Here is a 13340-nt window from a genome sequence, read left to right as displayed (position 1 = left end):
GGGTCAGTCCGGGGAGTAGGTCGGCTCGCGCTTCTTGATGTACGCGATGACGGCGTAGGTGATCGGGAGCACGAGCACCTCGACGAGGGTCTTCCACAGGAAGCCGACGATGACGTAGTTCACGAAGTCGGCGCCCGTCGTGATGCCGATGACGCCGGCCGCGATGCTGCAGAAGATCAGGGTGTCGAAGAACTCGCCGACCACCGTCGACCCGATGAGGCGGGCCCACAGGTGCTTCTCCTTGGTGCGTTCCTTGATCTTCACCAGCACGATGGAGTTCAACAGCTGTCCGACGGTGTAACCGGCGAGACCGGCGAGGACCAGGCGCGGCACGACGCCGACGACGGTCTCGAGTGCGGCCTGGTTCTCGTAGAACGACGCGGCGGGGAGTTCGATGGCGATCCAGAAGCAGACCGATGTGAGCAGGAGAGAGCCGAAGCCCAGGTAGATGGCGCGGCGCGTCGCCTTGAGCCCGTACACCTCGCTGAGGACATCGCCGAGGATGTACGCGAGGGGGAAGAGGAAGAACGCGCCGTCGGTGTTGATGGGGAGAATCTGGAAGGGCCCGAGCGAGACGTCGGACGCGGCGAAGAAGGCGACACCCTTGCTGGCGGCCACGTTCGAGATCAGCAGTGTCGCGACGAAGAGCGCGACGATGGCGGGGTAGAAGCCACGGCTGATGTGGGCGAACGAGGCCTGTCCAGACGGAGTGTCGCCGTCGGTGGCGGTGGAGTTGGTTGCAGTCACCGGTCGATCCAAGCACCGAGACGACGACGGGCGCGAATCCCCGAAGGGACCCGCGCCCGATGTCGGTGTGTGCGGAGGCTACTTCTTGACCACCTGGGTGCCACCGGCGAACTGATCGTGCTTGCCCTGCTTGGTGGGGCTCGAGTTGACCGTGACGGCGATGACGATCACGGCGATGAACGCGAGCAGGCTACCGAGGAACGGGATGATGTTGAGCAGCGTGAACGCGTTGCGGATCGCGGACTGCTGCAGCGTCGGCCGCGGCGTGCCGGCGGGACCGTGCACCTGGAGTCCGAGGATCTTCTTGCCGAGAGTCGCGCCCTGGCTGACCTCGAGGCCGACGAAGTACGCGAACGTCAGGACGCCGGAGAAGAGCCCGGTGACGAGGATGTTGTCGGTCGCACCGAAGATCGCGGCGAGGATCAGCGCGACGATGCCGACGATGATCCCGTCGATGATGCGCGCGCCCAGTCGAATGCCGAGCCCACCGGGCTGACCGCCGCCGGGCACTCCACCGAAGTTCGAGCCACCGTAGTTGGTGGTGTTGTCGAACTGCGGTGGCGTCGGGTAGCCACCCTGCTGGGGGTAGCCGCCCTGCTGGGGGTAGCCACCCTGCGGCGGCGGGTAGTTGCCCTGCGGCGGCGGGTAGTTGCCCTGCGAGGGCGGGGGGTAACTGCCCTGCGAGGGCGGCGGGTAGGACCCCTGCGACGGGGGCGGGTAGGAACCCTGCTGCGGCGGCGGGTAGCTGCCGGGGTTCTGCGGATCCTTGCTCGGGTCGAAACCGCCTGTGGTCATGATGTCCTTCTCGTACGGGTTGACGTGTCGGAGTCTTCTCGCGGCCACCTTACGTCCGATACGCCCCGACCGGTGTGCGATGTTCCGTTGCAACGGGGTCTCGATCAGTGACCGAGCACGAACCACGGCTCCCTCGGGAGCAGGTCCAGGGACCAGTGCGAGGCCAGGTCGGACAGCGATTCGTGCGTGCGCTCGGACGGAACCCCGATCGACGACGCGATCTCGGCGCGGACGTCGGACACGGTCTGCCCGGCGGCGAGTCGGTCGCGCAGGGTGACGGCGCCGTCCCGCTTGGCGAGGCGCTTGCCCGTCGGTCCGAGAGCGAGCGGGACGTGCACGTACTCCGGGATCTGCACGCCGAGCAGACCGGCGAGGTAGGCCTGACGCGGCGCCGACGCGAGCAGGTCGTCCGCGCGAACCACCTGGTCGACGCTCTGGAACCCGTCGTCGACGACGACGGCGAGGTTGTAGGCGGGAACGCCGTCCGTGCGCTGGAGGACGAGGTCGTCGACCACGCCCGTGAACTCGCCGACGAGGGCGTCGGTCACGGTGAACGACCGCGTGTCCGAACGCAACCGCAGCGCGGCGCGTCGGCCCTCGGCGCGGCGGGACGCGCGTTGCGCCTCGGTGAGGTTCCGGCAGGTTCCGGGGTACGCACCCTCGGGAGCGTGCGGTGCGGACGCGGCCTGCTGGATCTCGCGGCGGGTGCAGAAACACTCGTAGACACGGCCGTCGGCGGCGAGGGAGGCGATGGCCGCGGCATAGGACTCTCGGCGATCCGATTGCCGCACCACCGGCCCGTCGACGGTGATGCCGACGGCGGCGAGATCGTCGAGCTGACGGTGCTCGGCGCCCGGTCGCACGCGATCGAGGTCCTCGACGCGCAGGACGAATCCGCGTCCGGTTCCGCGGGCGAGGAGCCACGCGAGCACAGCCGTGCGGAGGTTCCCGATGTGGAGGTCGCCGGAGGGGCTCGGTGCGAAGCGGCCGTTCACTCGCCGCGACCCATGAGCTCGTCCCGTCGGGACGCGACCTCCGTCCGCAGCGCGTGGACCACCACCCCGACCTCGGGGCGGCGCAGCGTCTCGCCGCGCACGACCAGCCAGTAGGCCAGGGTGACCGACACCTCCGAGCGCAGGATGCGCACGAGATCGCGGTGCCGGTCGGCCATGAAGCACGGCAGCAGGCCGATACCGGCGCCCGCCCGCGTGGCCTCGACGTGCACGAAGACGTTGGTCGAGCTCACCGAACTCCGCATCACCGGGACGTCCGACGACGGGGGAGCGTCGCCGACGGCGACCGAGCGCGCGAGATCCAGGTCGTCGACGTGGAGCATCGACTCGACGAAGTAGACGAGGGGATGGCCGGCGAGGTCGCGTCGGGTGGTGATGGTGTCGTGGTGCTCGAGGTACTCCGGAGTGGCGTACAGACCGAGGCAGTACTCGCCGAGGTGCACGGCCTCGGCGCGGTGCACCTGAGGCGTGCCGACGACGATCTCGATGTCCATTCCCGATCGTTGTTGCGAGGCGCGTCGCGTCGCGGCGACCAGTTCCACGGACACCTCGGGGTGCCGTTCCTGCACACTGACGGCGGCGGGCGCCGCGATGTAGGCGCTGAATCCGTCGGTCGCGGAGATGCGGACGACACCGCGCAGCGACGCACCGCCCGGGTCCACCAGGCCGCGCACCACGCTGTCGACCGTCTCGGCCGCGGCGAGTGCGTGTCGGCCCAGGTCGGTGAGTTCCCAGCCGCCCGAGGTGCGGACCAGTACCCGGCCACCGAGTGATTTCTCCAGTGAGGCGATGCGGCGAGACACCGTCGTGTGATTGACACCGAGGCTGTCCGCGGCGGCGGTGAAGCGGCCGCTGCGCCCGACGGCGAGGAGGACGAGAAGATCGTCCGCGCTGGGCGGCGTGTGCGCCGAGGAGCGTCCGGACGAGGTCATGTGTGCATCTTTGCAGTTCGGTCGTGCGCGCGCGGCCATTGTGCGGCGCGGTGATCTGCGTCGATACTCGACCCAGCGTGTGCCGTGGATCACTGTCCCGGCACCGGAGACTCAGCAAGGAGAATGTCATGTCGGTTGTCGACAGGGTGGATCGCGACGAGGAACCGTCAGGTCTGCGGAAGGTGGTCGCCGCATCCATGGCGGGCACCGTGGTCGAGTGGTACGAGTTCTTCCTCTACGGCACGGCGGCGACGCTCGTGTTCAGCAAGATCATGTTCGCGGAGGGAACCAGCGAACTCGACGCGATCCTGGCGGCCTTCGTCACGTACGCGGTCGGCTTCGTCGCACGACCGCTCGGTGGCATCGTCTTCGGTCACTTCGGTGACAAGTACGGACGTAAGAAGCTCCTGCAGTTCTCGCTGGTGCTGGTCGGCGCCGCCACATTCCTCATGGGCTGCCTGCCGACGTTCAACCAGATCGGGTACTGGGCGCCGGCACTTCTGGTGACGCTGCGCTTCATCCAGGGCTTCGCGGTGGGCGGCGAGTGGGGCGGCGCAGTGCTTCTCGTCGCCGAGCACAGCCCCAACAAGAGCCGCGGCTTCTGGGCCAGTTGGCCGCAGGCCGGTGTCCCCGGCGGCAACCTGCTCGCGACGGTCGTCCTGTTGGTGCTCACCACCGTGCTCTCGGAGGACGCGTTCCTCAGCTGGGGCTGGCGTGTCGCGTTCTGGCTGTCCGCCGTCATCGTCTTCGTCGGCTACTACGTCCGCACCAAGGTCACCGACGCACCCATCTTCGTCGAGGCGCAGAAGCAGGCCGAGGTCATCAAGGCCGCGTCGTACGGCGTCTTCGAGGTCGTGAAGCGTTACCCGCGTGGCGTGTTCACCGCGATGGGCCTGCGCTTCGGCGAGAACGTCATGTACTACCTGGTGGTCACCTTCTCCATCACCTACCTCAAGGTCGAGGTGGGAACCGACACCAGCACCATCCTCTGGTGGATGCTCATCGCGCACGCCGTGCACTTCGCGGTGATCCCGTTGGTCGGTCGCCTGGCGGACACCGTCGGACGCCGTCCGGTGTACCTCGTCGGTGCGGTCACCGCCGGCACGTGGGGCTTCTTCGCCTTCCCCATGATGAACAGCGGCCACAACGTCGTCATCATGCTGGCGATCATCATCGGACTGGTGTTCCACGCCTTCATGTACGCCACCCAGCCGGCGATCATGTCCGAGATGTTCCCCACGCGTATGCGGTATTCCGGTGTGTCCCTGGGCTATCAGGTGACGTCGATCGTCGCAGGGTCGCTCGCGCCGATCATCGCGGTGAAGCTGCTGGACGTCTACGGCTCGTCCGTGCCGATCGCCTGGTACCTCGCAGCCTCCGCGCTCATCACGCTGATCGCCGTCGTGGTGGCTCGTGAGACCAAGGGCATCGCGCTCGAGAGCATCGACATCGCCGACGCGAAGAACCTGGCCACCGAGGCCGAGCTCGCGAAGGCCGGTATCCCGACGAAGTAGGCACGCACACAGCATCGCGCCCTCTCCCGCATGACGGGAGAGGGCGCGTTCGTGTGTGTGTCAGGCCTCGGCGACGAGGTGCGGACGCGAGGCACCGGCCTCGCAGTCACGCATGAACTCGGTGAAGATGCGGTCGAAGCGGTCGGGATTGTCGAGATGCGGGAAATGCCCTGCCCTCTCGAAGATCTCGACGCGGCCGTGCGGCAACTCGGCCCGAGCGTTCTCGGTGTGCGAGTTGGGGATGATGCTGTCGCGCGCACCCCAGACCAGCATCGCCTGGATGTTGGGGAAGTTGGCGAAGTGCGGTGTCGCACTGATGGTCTGACCGCGGAAGCTGATGACGGAGCGGGCGGTCGCGAGGAACGCGCGGCGGGTGCCGGCGTCCTGGACCGACCCGAAGCTGCGCCACGCCTCGGAGGAACTGGCGCTCATCAGGGGGAGTCCCAGCTTGTCGAGCCGATCGATCGCGAGATCGGTGAGGCCTCGCACGGTGCGGTTCGCCATGAGCGGGAGAACGAATTCGCTGCCCGGCAGGGTGGCCGCACGCAGGAGGGGGCTCACCTCGGGGCCGAGTCCGCCGCTGGCGATGAGCACCATGCGCTCGACCAACTCGGGGAACAGGTACAACGTCTGCATCGCGATGCCACCGCCGAGCGAGTGGCCCACGAACGTCGCCGACGTGATGTCCAGGCTGTGCAGCAGGTCGCGCACCGTCGCGGCGTGGGAACTGATGGAGTAGTCCCCGGCGGGCTTGTCCGATTCACCGTGGCCGAACAGGTCCGGCACGATGACGCGGTACCGCTGCGACAGGGTGTCGATCTGCGGTTCCCAGTTGTGATGGGAGCCCAGCAGCCCGTGGATCAGGATGACCGCGGGGCCGTGTCCGATGTCCAGGTACTTCAGTTCGTTGCCGTGCAGACTGAGTGTCTGCATGTCCGGCTGTGCGGTATCGAGTGCCGCCATGGGAGATCCCTCCGTTGTACTACCGCTCCAGTGTGCACGCTGGTGGGCGGCGGGGAGCCGTTCCGCGAGCATGTGATCCCAGACATTCACTGCCCGGCGGCGGTGTCGGTCACAAGAGGTTTCGGTGGCGAACGACGCGATCAGTGCGTCAGATACACCTTCACCGCCACGACGATCGCGGCCAGCACTGCGGTGGCGATACCGGCCAGGACCAGGCGAAACGACAGTCCGCGGCCGCGCAGACGCTCGGCGACCACCGGGATCGACGCGATACGCAACGTCACCAGACCACCCGCGAGCCCCTGCGCGAGTGCGCCGGGCAGGATATCGAGCCACGCCAGCGCCAGCAGCAACGACGGCGCGACGCCCGAGGAGGCGATCGGCAGCGAGTCCCGCAACTCCTCGCGCCAGTCGACGGTGTCGTCGTCGACGGTGCCGGCCGCGACGGCGTCCGCGAAGATGTGGGCGAGGAAGGTGGTGAGCGTGGTGCCGATCACCAACAACGCCGCCGTACCGTTCGCGATGGACGACGGACTGGCGGCGACCACCACGGTCATCACCAGGACGTTTCCGTAGACGTAGGCCGAGAGACGTCGGGTGGCGCGGTGCGGGGGCAGCACGCCGGCCTTGCGCGTCGTCACTCGGCGGTAGAGGGATCCGACGGGTCCGGGTGTGCTCATCCCGGGAATGCTGCCAGGTGGAGAGGAGTCGCGATGGCCCTGGTCGTGCGCGGTGCCGGGTGGCCACGCGGGGAGCCGCTGCTCGGAGTCACCGACACGGACACCGGCGAGGTGACGTCCCGGCCGGTGCTGTCGTCCGCATTGCGATACCGCGCGCTCGACGCGCCGGGTGTGCTCTGGTGCATCGGTCGCCGCGCCGAGGACGGCCGTCCCGTGGCCTGCCCGAACGGTGCGCGCGCCACCTCCGGGGTGCACTGCGACGCCTGTGTCGCGGCGGATCCGTACCGGTTCGTCCACATCGTCCACCGGCAGGACTTCCTGTCGAAGGGGCTCGAGAGCGTCGTGATGCAACCGCACTGGCTCTACGTCGCGACCTTCGCCGACGGGACGGACAAGGTGGGAACGGCGGCGGATCCTCGGAAATGGGGACGGCTCACCGAGCAGGGCGCTGTGGTCGGACGCTACGTCGCACGGGCGGTCGACGGACGCGTGGTGCGGCACCTCGAGGACGCGATGACCGACACTGCCGGTCTGCGCCAGGCCGTGCGCGCCGCAGCCAAGGCGGCGGGGTTGACCCGCCCGATCGATCTCGCCCGCCTCGACCGATCGAACGCCGACGCGGCGACACTGGCGCGCGAGGTGCTCGCCGACCTCGGTCCCGACTTCTCCGACGACGACTTCCGTGTCGTCGACGAGCAGTGGGAGCCGCCCGCGGGCCGAGAGGCGGCCTTCACGGGTCGGCGCACGGCCTATCCGCTGGACACTGCCGTCGGTGCGCACGGCCTGACCGTGCAGTGGTGCATCGGTTCCGCCGTCGGCGCGACGGTGGCGGAGGATCCGGATGCCGTCTACGTCGCCGACCTGGCCCGACTGCGGGGCCGCCGCATCGAGTGGGGCGAGTTCGACACCGCGCTGCCCGCCATGCAGGAAGCACTGTTCTGAGTTTGTCCCCGGCCGCCGCGTGGCATTCGTGAGCCATGCCGACCTATCGAGTGAGAGACACCAGCGACGACTCCATCCTGGCCACCGCCGAGCACGAGGACGTGTCGACAGCCGAGGCGTGGGCCGCGGTGGTCGTGGAAGGGCTCGACCCGGCTCCGGTGACCTGGGTGCTGGACAGGGAGTGAGAACGAAGAAGACCCCCGTGCAGTGCACGGGGGTCTTTCTCTGCGGAGGATAGGGGATTTGAACCCCTGAGGGCGTTAACCCAACCCGCGTTCCAGGCGAGCGCCATAGGCCACTAGGCGAATCCTCCGTCGGCTACCTTACCGGCGACACCCCCGTTGAGACGAATCGGGTCGGTTCGGTGGTGGGCGGGGGATGTGGCTAGACTCGTCCACGGATCCCGCGCGGCGCGCATCCTGTGAACTCCCCCAGGGCCGGAAGGCAGCAAGGGTCAACGGGCTCTGCCGGGTGCGCGGGGTCCCCTTAACTTCCCGCCACGCGCAGTCGCCTCGAAAGGCCCTCCTCGCCATGACCGGCCAAGCTCAACTCGGACTGATGAACCCCGACGAGCTGGCCGCGGAGCACGAGAAGCGCACCGCCGAGTACGAGGCACTGGTCGCACGCGGACTCTCGCTGGACCTCACCCGCGGCAAGCCATCACCCGAGCAGCTCGATCTCGCGGCCGGCCTGCTCACCCTGCCCGGTGAGGACTACCGGGACGGCAAGGGCACCGACTGCCGCAACTACGGCGGACTGCAGGGTCTGCCCGAGCTGCGCGCCATCTTCGGTGAGCTACTGAACATCCCGGCCGCGAACCTGATCGCGGGAAACAACGCGAGCCTCGAGATCATGCACGACCTCGTGGTGTGGGGGCTGCTGCACGGCACCGTCGACTCGGTGCGTCCGTGGTCGGCCGAACCCGTCGTCCGCTTCCTGTGCCCGAGCCCCGGTTACGACCGGCACTTCGCCATCACCGAGAGCTACGGCATCGAGATGATCCCGGTGACGATGAACGAGGACGGCCCCGACGTCGCCGAGGTCGAGCGGCTGGTCTCGGGCGATCCGCAGATCAAGGGCATGTGGTGCGTGCCGAACTACGCGAACCCCACGGGCGCGGTGTACTCGGAGGAGGTCACCCGCGCTCTCGCGACGATGCCCACCGCGGCCGCCGACTATCGGCTGTTCTGGGACAACGCCTACGCGGTACATCCGCTGGCAGACGAGTTCCCGCCCGCGTACGACGTGCTGAGCCTGGCAGCGGAGGCCGGTCACCCGAACCGTCCGTACGTCTTCGCGTCCACGTCGAAGATCACCTACGCCGGTGCCGGCGTCAGCTTCCTCGGTTCGTCGTCGGCGAACCTCGACTGGTACCTGGGCCACTACGGCAAGAAGAGCATCGGCCCCGACAAGCTCAATCAGCTCCGCCACCTGCGTTTCTTCGGTGATGCCGACGGTGTGCGGTCGCACATGGCCAAGCACCGCGAGATCCTCGCGCCCAAGTTCGCGATGGTCCAGGAAATCCTCGACGACAGGCTCGGTGCCTCGAAGGTCGCATCGTGGACCGAGCCCGACGGTGGCTACTTCGTCAGCCTGGACGTGCTCGACGGCACCGCTGCGCGCACCATCTCCCTGGCGAAGGACGCCGGCATCGCCCTCACCGGCGCCGGCTCCGCCTTCCCGTACAAGCGCGATCCCGACGACCGCAACATCCGCCTCGCCCCCAGCTTCCCGTCCACCGACGAGTTGTCCGCGGCGATGGACGGCGTGGCCACCTGCGTGCTGCTGGCCGCGACGGAGAAGCTGCTCGGGTCGTAGTTCGGTCGGGTTCTCACACCGATTCCGGCAGGTTTCACCGGCTGCAACCCCTGTGAGTTGCGGAAACCGGTGACGGTTCGACGCCTGTGGATGGCCATGAGCAGCATTCCTGGATCTCGGCCACGATCGTCACATGAGCGACGAGGGCGGAGCCGCAGAACTGATCCGGCGCGCGGATCTTCTCGGCCGAGGTGTGTCCGACACCGAGATCCGCAGTGCACGCAGGTCCGGGTCCATCGTGGCCGTGCGGCGGGGGTGTTTCGTCGACAAGCGGCGTTTCACCGACTCCGCGCCGGAGGCTCGACACCTTCTCGCAGCCCGGGCAGCCCTGGCCGCAGGCGGACCGGGTCTCACGCTCAGCCACGAGTCGGCCGCGCTGGCGTGGGGCATGTCGTTGTGGCAGGGGCCGCCACCGCTGGTGCACCTGACGGTCGACAGGCCGACCGGCGGACGTGTCGACGCGGTACGGCACCTTCACACGCATCCACTCGCCGATGTGGACGTGGTGATGCGTGACGGTGCGAGAGTGACCTCCGCGGCGCGGACCGTGGCGGATCTTGCGTGTGCCTCGAGCTTCGAAGCCGCTGTGTGCGTTGGTGATTCGGCGCTGGCATGCACTCCGACATCGATCGACGACATCACCGAGGCGATCCGCGGGTGTGGCCGTCGGCGCGGCGTCGCGGGCGCTCGACGTGCCGCCGCATTCTTGGACGGTCGTAGCGAGAGCGTCGGCGAATCGCGCAGTCGGGTGTACCTCGATCGGCACGGGCTCCCCGCGCCCGAGCTGCAGATCGAGATCGTGATCGACGGGCGCACGTATCGGCCGGACTTCCTGTGGGAGGACCAGCGCGTGCTCGGCGAATTCGACGGACTGGCGAAGTACACACGCAACGGCGAGTCCGCGAACGCAGTCGTGATCCGCGAGAAGCTTCGGGAGGACGCTCTGCGTGCCGCCGGGTGGATCGTCGTGCGGTGGACGTGGGCGGACCTCGTCGACGGTCGGCTGGCGCAGCGCATTCGTGCTGCGCTGTCCGCGTGAAAGAATGACGCCATGGCCACGACGCTGCACTTGGTGGGGGATCCCGACGCCGACGCCCTGCTCGCCTCCGACCCGCTCGCGCTGCTGATCGGGATGTTGCTCGATCAGCAGGTACCGATGGAGTCGGCGTTCGCCGGTCCGAAGAAGCTGGTGGATCGCATCGGGTCGCTCGACGTCCGCGCGATCGCCGAGATGCCGGAGGACGACTTCCTCGCGATCTGCTCCACTCCACCCGCGGTGCACCGGTTCCCCGGGTCGATGGGCAAGCGGATCCAGTCGATGTGCTCGTACATCGTCGACGAGTGGGACGGCCGCGCCGACGCCATCTGGACGGACGGCGACCCGGACGGCAGAGAAGTGCTGAAGCGACTGAAGGCGCTGCCCGGGTACGGCGATCAGAAGGCGCGCATCTTCCTGGCTCTGCTGGGCAAGCAGATGGGTGTGGAGCCGGCCGGGTGGCGCGACGCCGCCGGATCGTACGGCGACGACGGCTCCCGACGATCCATCGCCGACGTGGTCGACGCGACCAGTCTGGGCGAGGTGCGCGAGTTCAAGAAGGCGGCCAAGCGGGCCGCCAAGGAGAGCGCAGGATCGTAGGTTCCCGCCGACCGTTCTGTCGGTCGACGTCGGTACTCTCTCTCGCGTGGCCCTGTACCGGAAGTACCGTCCAGCGACGTTCGCGGAAGTGGTCGGGCAGGAGCATGTCACCGAGCCTCTGTCCGTCGCACTGGACTCGAAGCGCATCAATCACGCCTACCTCTTCTCCGGCCCTCGCGGGTGTGGCAAGACGTCGTCCGCACGTATCCTGGCGCGGTCGCTCAACTGCGTCCAGGGTCCGACGTCGACGCCGTGCGGAGTGTGCGGCTCGTGTGTCGCGCTCGCTCCCGGCGGCCCGGGCAACCTCGACGTCATCGAGCTCGACGCGGCCAGCCACGGCGGCGTGGACGACACCCGTGAGCTGCGTGACCGCGCGTTCTACGCGCCTGCGGAATCGCGCTACCGCGTCTTCATCGTGGACGAGGCCCACATGGTCACGACGGCGGGCTTCAATGCGCTGCTCAAGATCGTGGAGGAGCCGCCCGAGCACCTGATCTTCGTGTTTGCGACCACGGAGCCGGAGAAGGTGCTGCCGACCATCCGCAGCCGCACCCATCACTACCCCTTCCGGTTGCTGCCTCCGCTCGCCATGCGCGGTCTGATGGAGCGCATCTGTGCGGAGGAGAAGGTCACCGTGCAGGATGCGGTGTACCCGTTGGTCATTCGTGCCGGTGGTGGCTCCCCGCGCGACACCCTCAGCGTGCTGGACCAGCTGCTCGCCGGTGCAGGCGACGAGGGTGTGCAGTACACCCGCGCACTCACTCTGCTCGGCGTCACCGACGTCGCGCTGATCGACGAGGCCGTCGACGCACTGGCCGCCCGGGACGGTGCCGCTCTGTTCGGCACCGTCGAGAAGGTCATGGACGCGGGCCACGATCCCCGCCGGTTCGCGGTGGACCTGCTCGATCGACTCCGCGACCTCATCCTCATGCGCGCGGTCCCCGATGCGGGGGAGCGCGGACTCGTCGACGCCCCCGCCGACATGCTCGATCGGATGCGCGACGAGGCGGAGCGCATCGGCCCGGCCACGCTGGCCCGATTCGCGGAGACGGTGCACGCCGGACTCGGTGAGATGCGCGGCGCCACAGCTCCCCGGCTGTTGCTGGAGGTCATGTGTGCGCGGATGCTGCTGCCGGCGGCGTCCGATGCGGAAAGTGCTGTGCTGCAACGGTTGGAGCGCCTCGAACGGCGCCTCGACGTGACCCTGCCCGCAGGCGAGGCCGCTGCGGTCGAGGCCGAACATCAGCACGACCGCCTCGAGGCGGCGGCGCAGCAGCAGACGTACCGCCGTCCGTCCGAGCGGGCGGCCGAGCCGGCCCCCGCTCCCGCGCCCGTCGTCGACGCCCCCGCAGCCAGAGTCGCTGCACCGGAACCGGTCACACCCAGACCTGCGCGCCCCGAACCGGCCGCAGCGCAGCCGGCCACCCCTGAGCCCGAGCCGACCCCCGAAACCGAGCCGACCTCTGAACCCGAGCCGACCCCGGAGCCCACTCCCGTAGCCGTGGAAACCCCGGCCGCCGAATCGACGACACCCGAGCCCGCCGAGTCGGCACTCGAGCAGACAGAGACGGCAGCAGAGACAGCACCCGAGCCCGCCGCGCCGAGTCCCGCCGCGGCGGAGGGTCCGGATGCCGCGGACGTGCGCGCCGTCTGGTCCGAGGTGCGGACGAAGGTGCGGGAGCGCAGCCGCACCGTCGAGGTGATGCTCTCGGGCGCCACCGTGAAGTCTGTCGGGGACGGGGCGATCGTGTTGGCGCACGACTCGGTACCGCTGGCCAAGAGGCTGGTCGAGCCCCGCAACGCCGAGGTCATCAAGGACGCGCTGCGTGACGTCTTCGGCGTCGAGTGGACCGTGGTCTGCGAGGCGGGCGACGGCACCGCCCGGTCGGCGGCACCGGCGCCGGCATCCACCCCGGCCGAGCGCCCGGCGTCCACCGGCCCTCGGTTCTCGCGCCCGAGCAGGTCGGCGCCCACCCCGGAGCCGGCACGGCCGGCGCAGTCCGGCAGCGCCCCGGCGCGGTCGACGCCCTCGCGCCCGTCCGACGACGACATCCCTCCGCCGCCCGAGGAGCCCGACTATCCGGACGACCCGGGTCCCTCGCCGTACGACGGTCCACCTCCCCCGGAGAGCCCGGAGGAGCAGGAAGAGCTCATGAAGCAGGCGAAGGAGCCGGTCGATCCGTCGACGCGTCGCGATCCGGACGAGGTCGCGCTCGAGCTGCTGCAGTCCGAGCTGGGTGCCACCCCGCTGAAAGACGTCTGACCTGCTGCTGACGGTGTGAAACACCGGCAGGAGTGTC

At 68.8% G+C, this 13340-nt stretch carries 13 protein-coding genes, 1 tRNA gene and 1 other RNA gene; 8 read left to right on the top strand and 7 right to left on the bottom strand.

Annotated features, from left to right (window positions below; genetic code table 11):
- Positions 1 to 3: 3 nt before the first annotated feature.
- The 4 genes from QE397_RS18985 to QE397_RS18970 form a co-directional block, all read right to left on the bottom strand.
- A complete protein-coding gene (locus tag QE397_RS18985; RefSeq protein WP_027506618.1) occupies positions 4 to 747 on the bottom strand; it encodes a queuosine precursor transporter in 744 nt (247 codons plus the stop codon).
- Positions 748 to 825: 78 nt separating this feature from the next.
- The gene (locus QE397_RS18980; RefSeq protein WP_307096700.1) at positions 826 to 1542 is read right to left on the bottom strand and encodes an RDD family protein; all 717 of its coding nucleotides are present in this window, start codon (positions 1540 to 1542) and stop codon (positions 826 to 828) included.
- Positions 1543 to 1646: 104 nt separating this feature from the next.
- A complete protein-coding gene (gene gluQRS, locus QE397_RS18975; RefSeq protein WP_222633297.1) occupies positions 1647 to 2537 on the bottom strand; it encodes a tRNA glutamyl-Q(34) synthetase GluQRS in 891 nt (296 codons plus the stop codon).
- Entirely contained in the window at positions 2534 to 3487 is a 954-nt protein-coding gene (locus QE397_RS18970) for a LysR family transcriptional regulator (RefSeq protein WP_307096697.1), read from the bottom strand. The genes gluQRS and QE397_RS18970 overlap by 4 nt, the downstream gene beginning before the upstream one ends.
- 128 nt (positions 3488 to 3615) lie before the next feature.
- On the opposite strand from QE397_RS18970, the gene QE397_RS18965 reads away from it, so the two are divergent.
- Positions 3616 to 5001, top strand: a complete 1386-nt coding sequence (locus QE397_RS18965; protein WP_027506622.1) for an MFS transporter — start codon at positions 3616 to 3618, stop codon at positions 4999 to 5001.
- Between the two features lie 60 nt (positions 5002 to 5061).
- Here the strand turns inward: QE397_RS18965 and QE397_RS18960 are convergent, their stop codons facing one another.
- Together QE397_RS18960 and QE397_RS18955 are read right to left on the bottom strand one after the other, a co-directional pair.
- On the bottom strand, positions 5062 to 5964 hold the full coding sequence (locus tag QE397_RS18960) for an alpha/beta fold hydrolase (protein ID WP_027506623.1): 903 nt from the start codon (positions 5962 to 5964) through the stop codon (positions 5062 to 5064).
- Between the two features lie 140 nt (positions 5965 to 6104).
- On the bottom strand, positions 6105 to 6644 hold the full coding sequence (locus QE397_RS18955; protein ID WP_307096695.1) for a hypothetical protein: 540 nt from the start codon (positions 6642 to 6644) through the stop codon (positions 6105 to 6107).
- 33 nt (positions 6645 to 6677) lie between these two features.
- Between QE397_RS18955 and QE397_RS18950 the strand changes: the two genes are divergently transcribed.
- Entirely contained in the window at positions 6678 to 7586 is a 909-nt protein-coding gene (locus tag QE397_RS18950) for a DUF2797 domain-containing protein (protein ID WP_307096693.1), read from the top strand.
- Between the two features lie 50 nt (positions 7587 to 7636).
- Positions 7637 to 7771 carry a hypothetical protein gene (locus tag QE397_RS18945; protein WP_268788599.1) on the top strand — a complete coding sequence of 45 codons (135 nt, stop codon included), beginning with the start codon at positions 7637 to 7639 and terminating at the stop codon, positions 7769 to 7771.
- Between the two features lie 43 nt (positions 7772 to 7814).
- Here the strand turns inward: QE397_RS18945 and QE397_RS18940 are convergent.
- Positions 7815 to 7899: transfer RNA gene (locus tag QE397_RS18940), tRNA-Ser, on the bottom strand.
- 82 nt (positions 7900 to 7981) lie between these two features.
- Here QE397_RS18940 and ffs point away from each other — a divergent pair.
- The 5 genes from ffs to QE397_RS18915 all read left to right on the top strand — a co-directional run bounded on the left by ffs (position 7982) and on the right by QE397_RS18915 (position 13303).
- An RNA gene (gene ffs, locus QE397_RS18935) (signal recognition particle sRNA small type) lies at positions 7982 to 8076 on the top strand.
- 41 nt (positions 8077 to 8117) lie between these two features.
- On the top strand, positions 8118 to 9404 hold the full coding sequence (locus QE397_RS18930) for an aminotransferase class I/II-fold pyridoxal phosphate-dependent enzyme (RefSeq protein ID WP_285186964.1): 1287 nt from the start codon (positions 8118 to 8120) through the stop codon (positions 9402 to 9404).
- A 133-nt stretch (positions 9405 to 9537) separates the two neighbouring features.
- Positions 9538 to 10443 carry a hypothetical protein gene (locus tag QE397_RS18925; RefSeq protein ID WP_307096689.1) on the top strand — a complete coding sequence of 302 codons (906 nt, stop codon included), beginning with the start codon at positions 9538 to 9540 and terminating at the stop codon, positions 10441 to 10443.
- 12 nt (positions 10444 to 10455) lie between these two features.
- Positions 10456 to 11040: an HhH-GPD-type base excision DNA repair protein gene (locus QE397_RS18920; RefSeq protein WP_027506627.1), complete on the top strand. Its 585-nt coding sequence runs from the start codon at positions 10456 to 10458 to the stop codon at positions 11038 to 11040.
- Between the two features lie 46 nt (positions 11041 to 11086).
- Positions 11087 to 13303: a DNA polymerase III subunits gamma/tau gene (locus QE397_RS18915; protein WP_307096685.1), complete on the top strand. Its 2217-nt coding sequence runs from the start codon at positions 11087 to 11089 to the stop codon at positions 13301 to 13303.
- Positions 13304 to 13340 lie beyond the last annotated feature (37 nt).

Source organism: Rhodococcus sp. SORGH_AS_0301, from assembly GCF_030818285.1.
Taxonomy (GTDB): Bacteria; Actinomycetota; Actinomycetes; order Mycobacteriales; family Mycobacteriaceae; genus Rhodococcoides.
Note: the sequence above shows the minus strand (reverse complement) of the source record. Positions and strands in the feature narration are given on the sequence as shown.

Excerpts from the sequence above, each read along its gene's own strand:
- QE397_RS18980 (WP_307096700.1), bottom strand. The coding sequence starts at position 1,542 with ATGACCACAGGCGGTTTCGACCCGAGCAAGGATCCGCAGAACCCCGGC.
- QE397_RS18970 (WP_307096697.1), bottom strand. The coding sequence starts at position 3,487 with ATGACCTCGTCCGGACGCTCCTCGGCGCACACGCCGCCCAGCGCGGAC.
- QE397_RS18965 (WP_027506622.1), top strand. The coding sequence starts at position 3,616 with ATGTCGGTTGTCGACAGGGTGGATCGCGACGAGGAACCGTCAGGTCTG.
- QE397_RS18960 (WP_027506623.1), bottom strand. The coding sequence starts at position 5,964 with ATGGCGGCACTCGATACCGCACAGCCGGACATGCAGACACTCAGTCTG.
- QE397_RS18955 (WP_307096695.1), bottom strand. The coding sequence starts at position 6,644 with ATGAGCACACCCGGACCCGTCGGATCCCTCTACCGCCGAGTGACGACG.
- QE397_RS18950 (WP_307096693.1), top strand. The coding sequence starts at position 6,678 with ATGGCCCTGGTCGTGCGCGGTGCCGGGTGGCCACGCGGGGAGCCGCTG.
- QE397_RS18930 (WP_285186964.1), top strand. The coding sequence starts at position 8,118 with ATGACCGGCCAAGCTCAACTCGGACTGATGAACCCCGACGAGCTGGCC.
- QE397_RS18925 (WP_307096689.1), top strand. The coding sequence starts at position 9,538 with ATGAGCGACGAGGGCGGAGCCGCAGAACTGATCCGGCGCGCGGATCTT.
- QE397_RS18920 (WP_027506627.1), top strand. The coding sequence starts at position 10,456 with ATGGCCACGACGCTGCACTTGGTGGGGGATCCCGACGCCGACGCCCTG.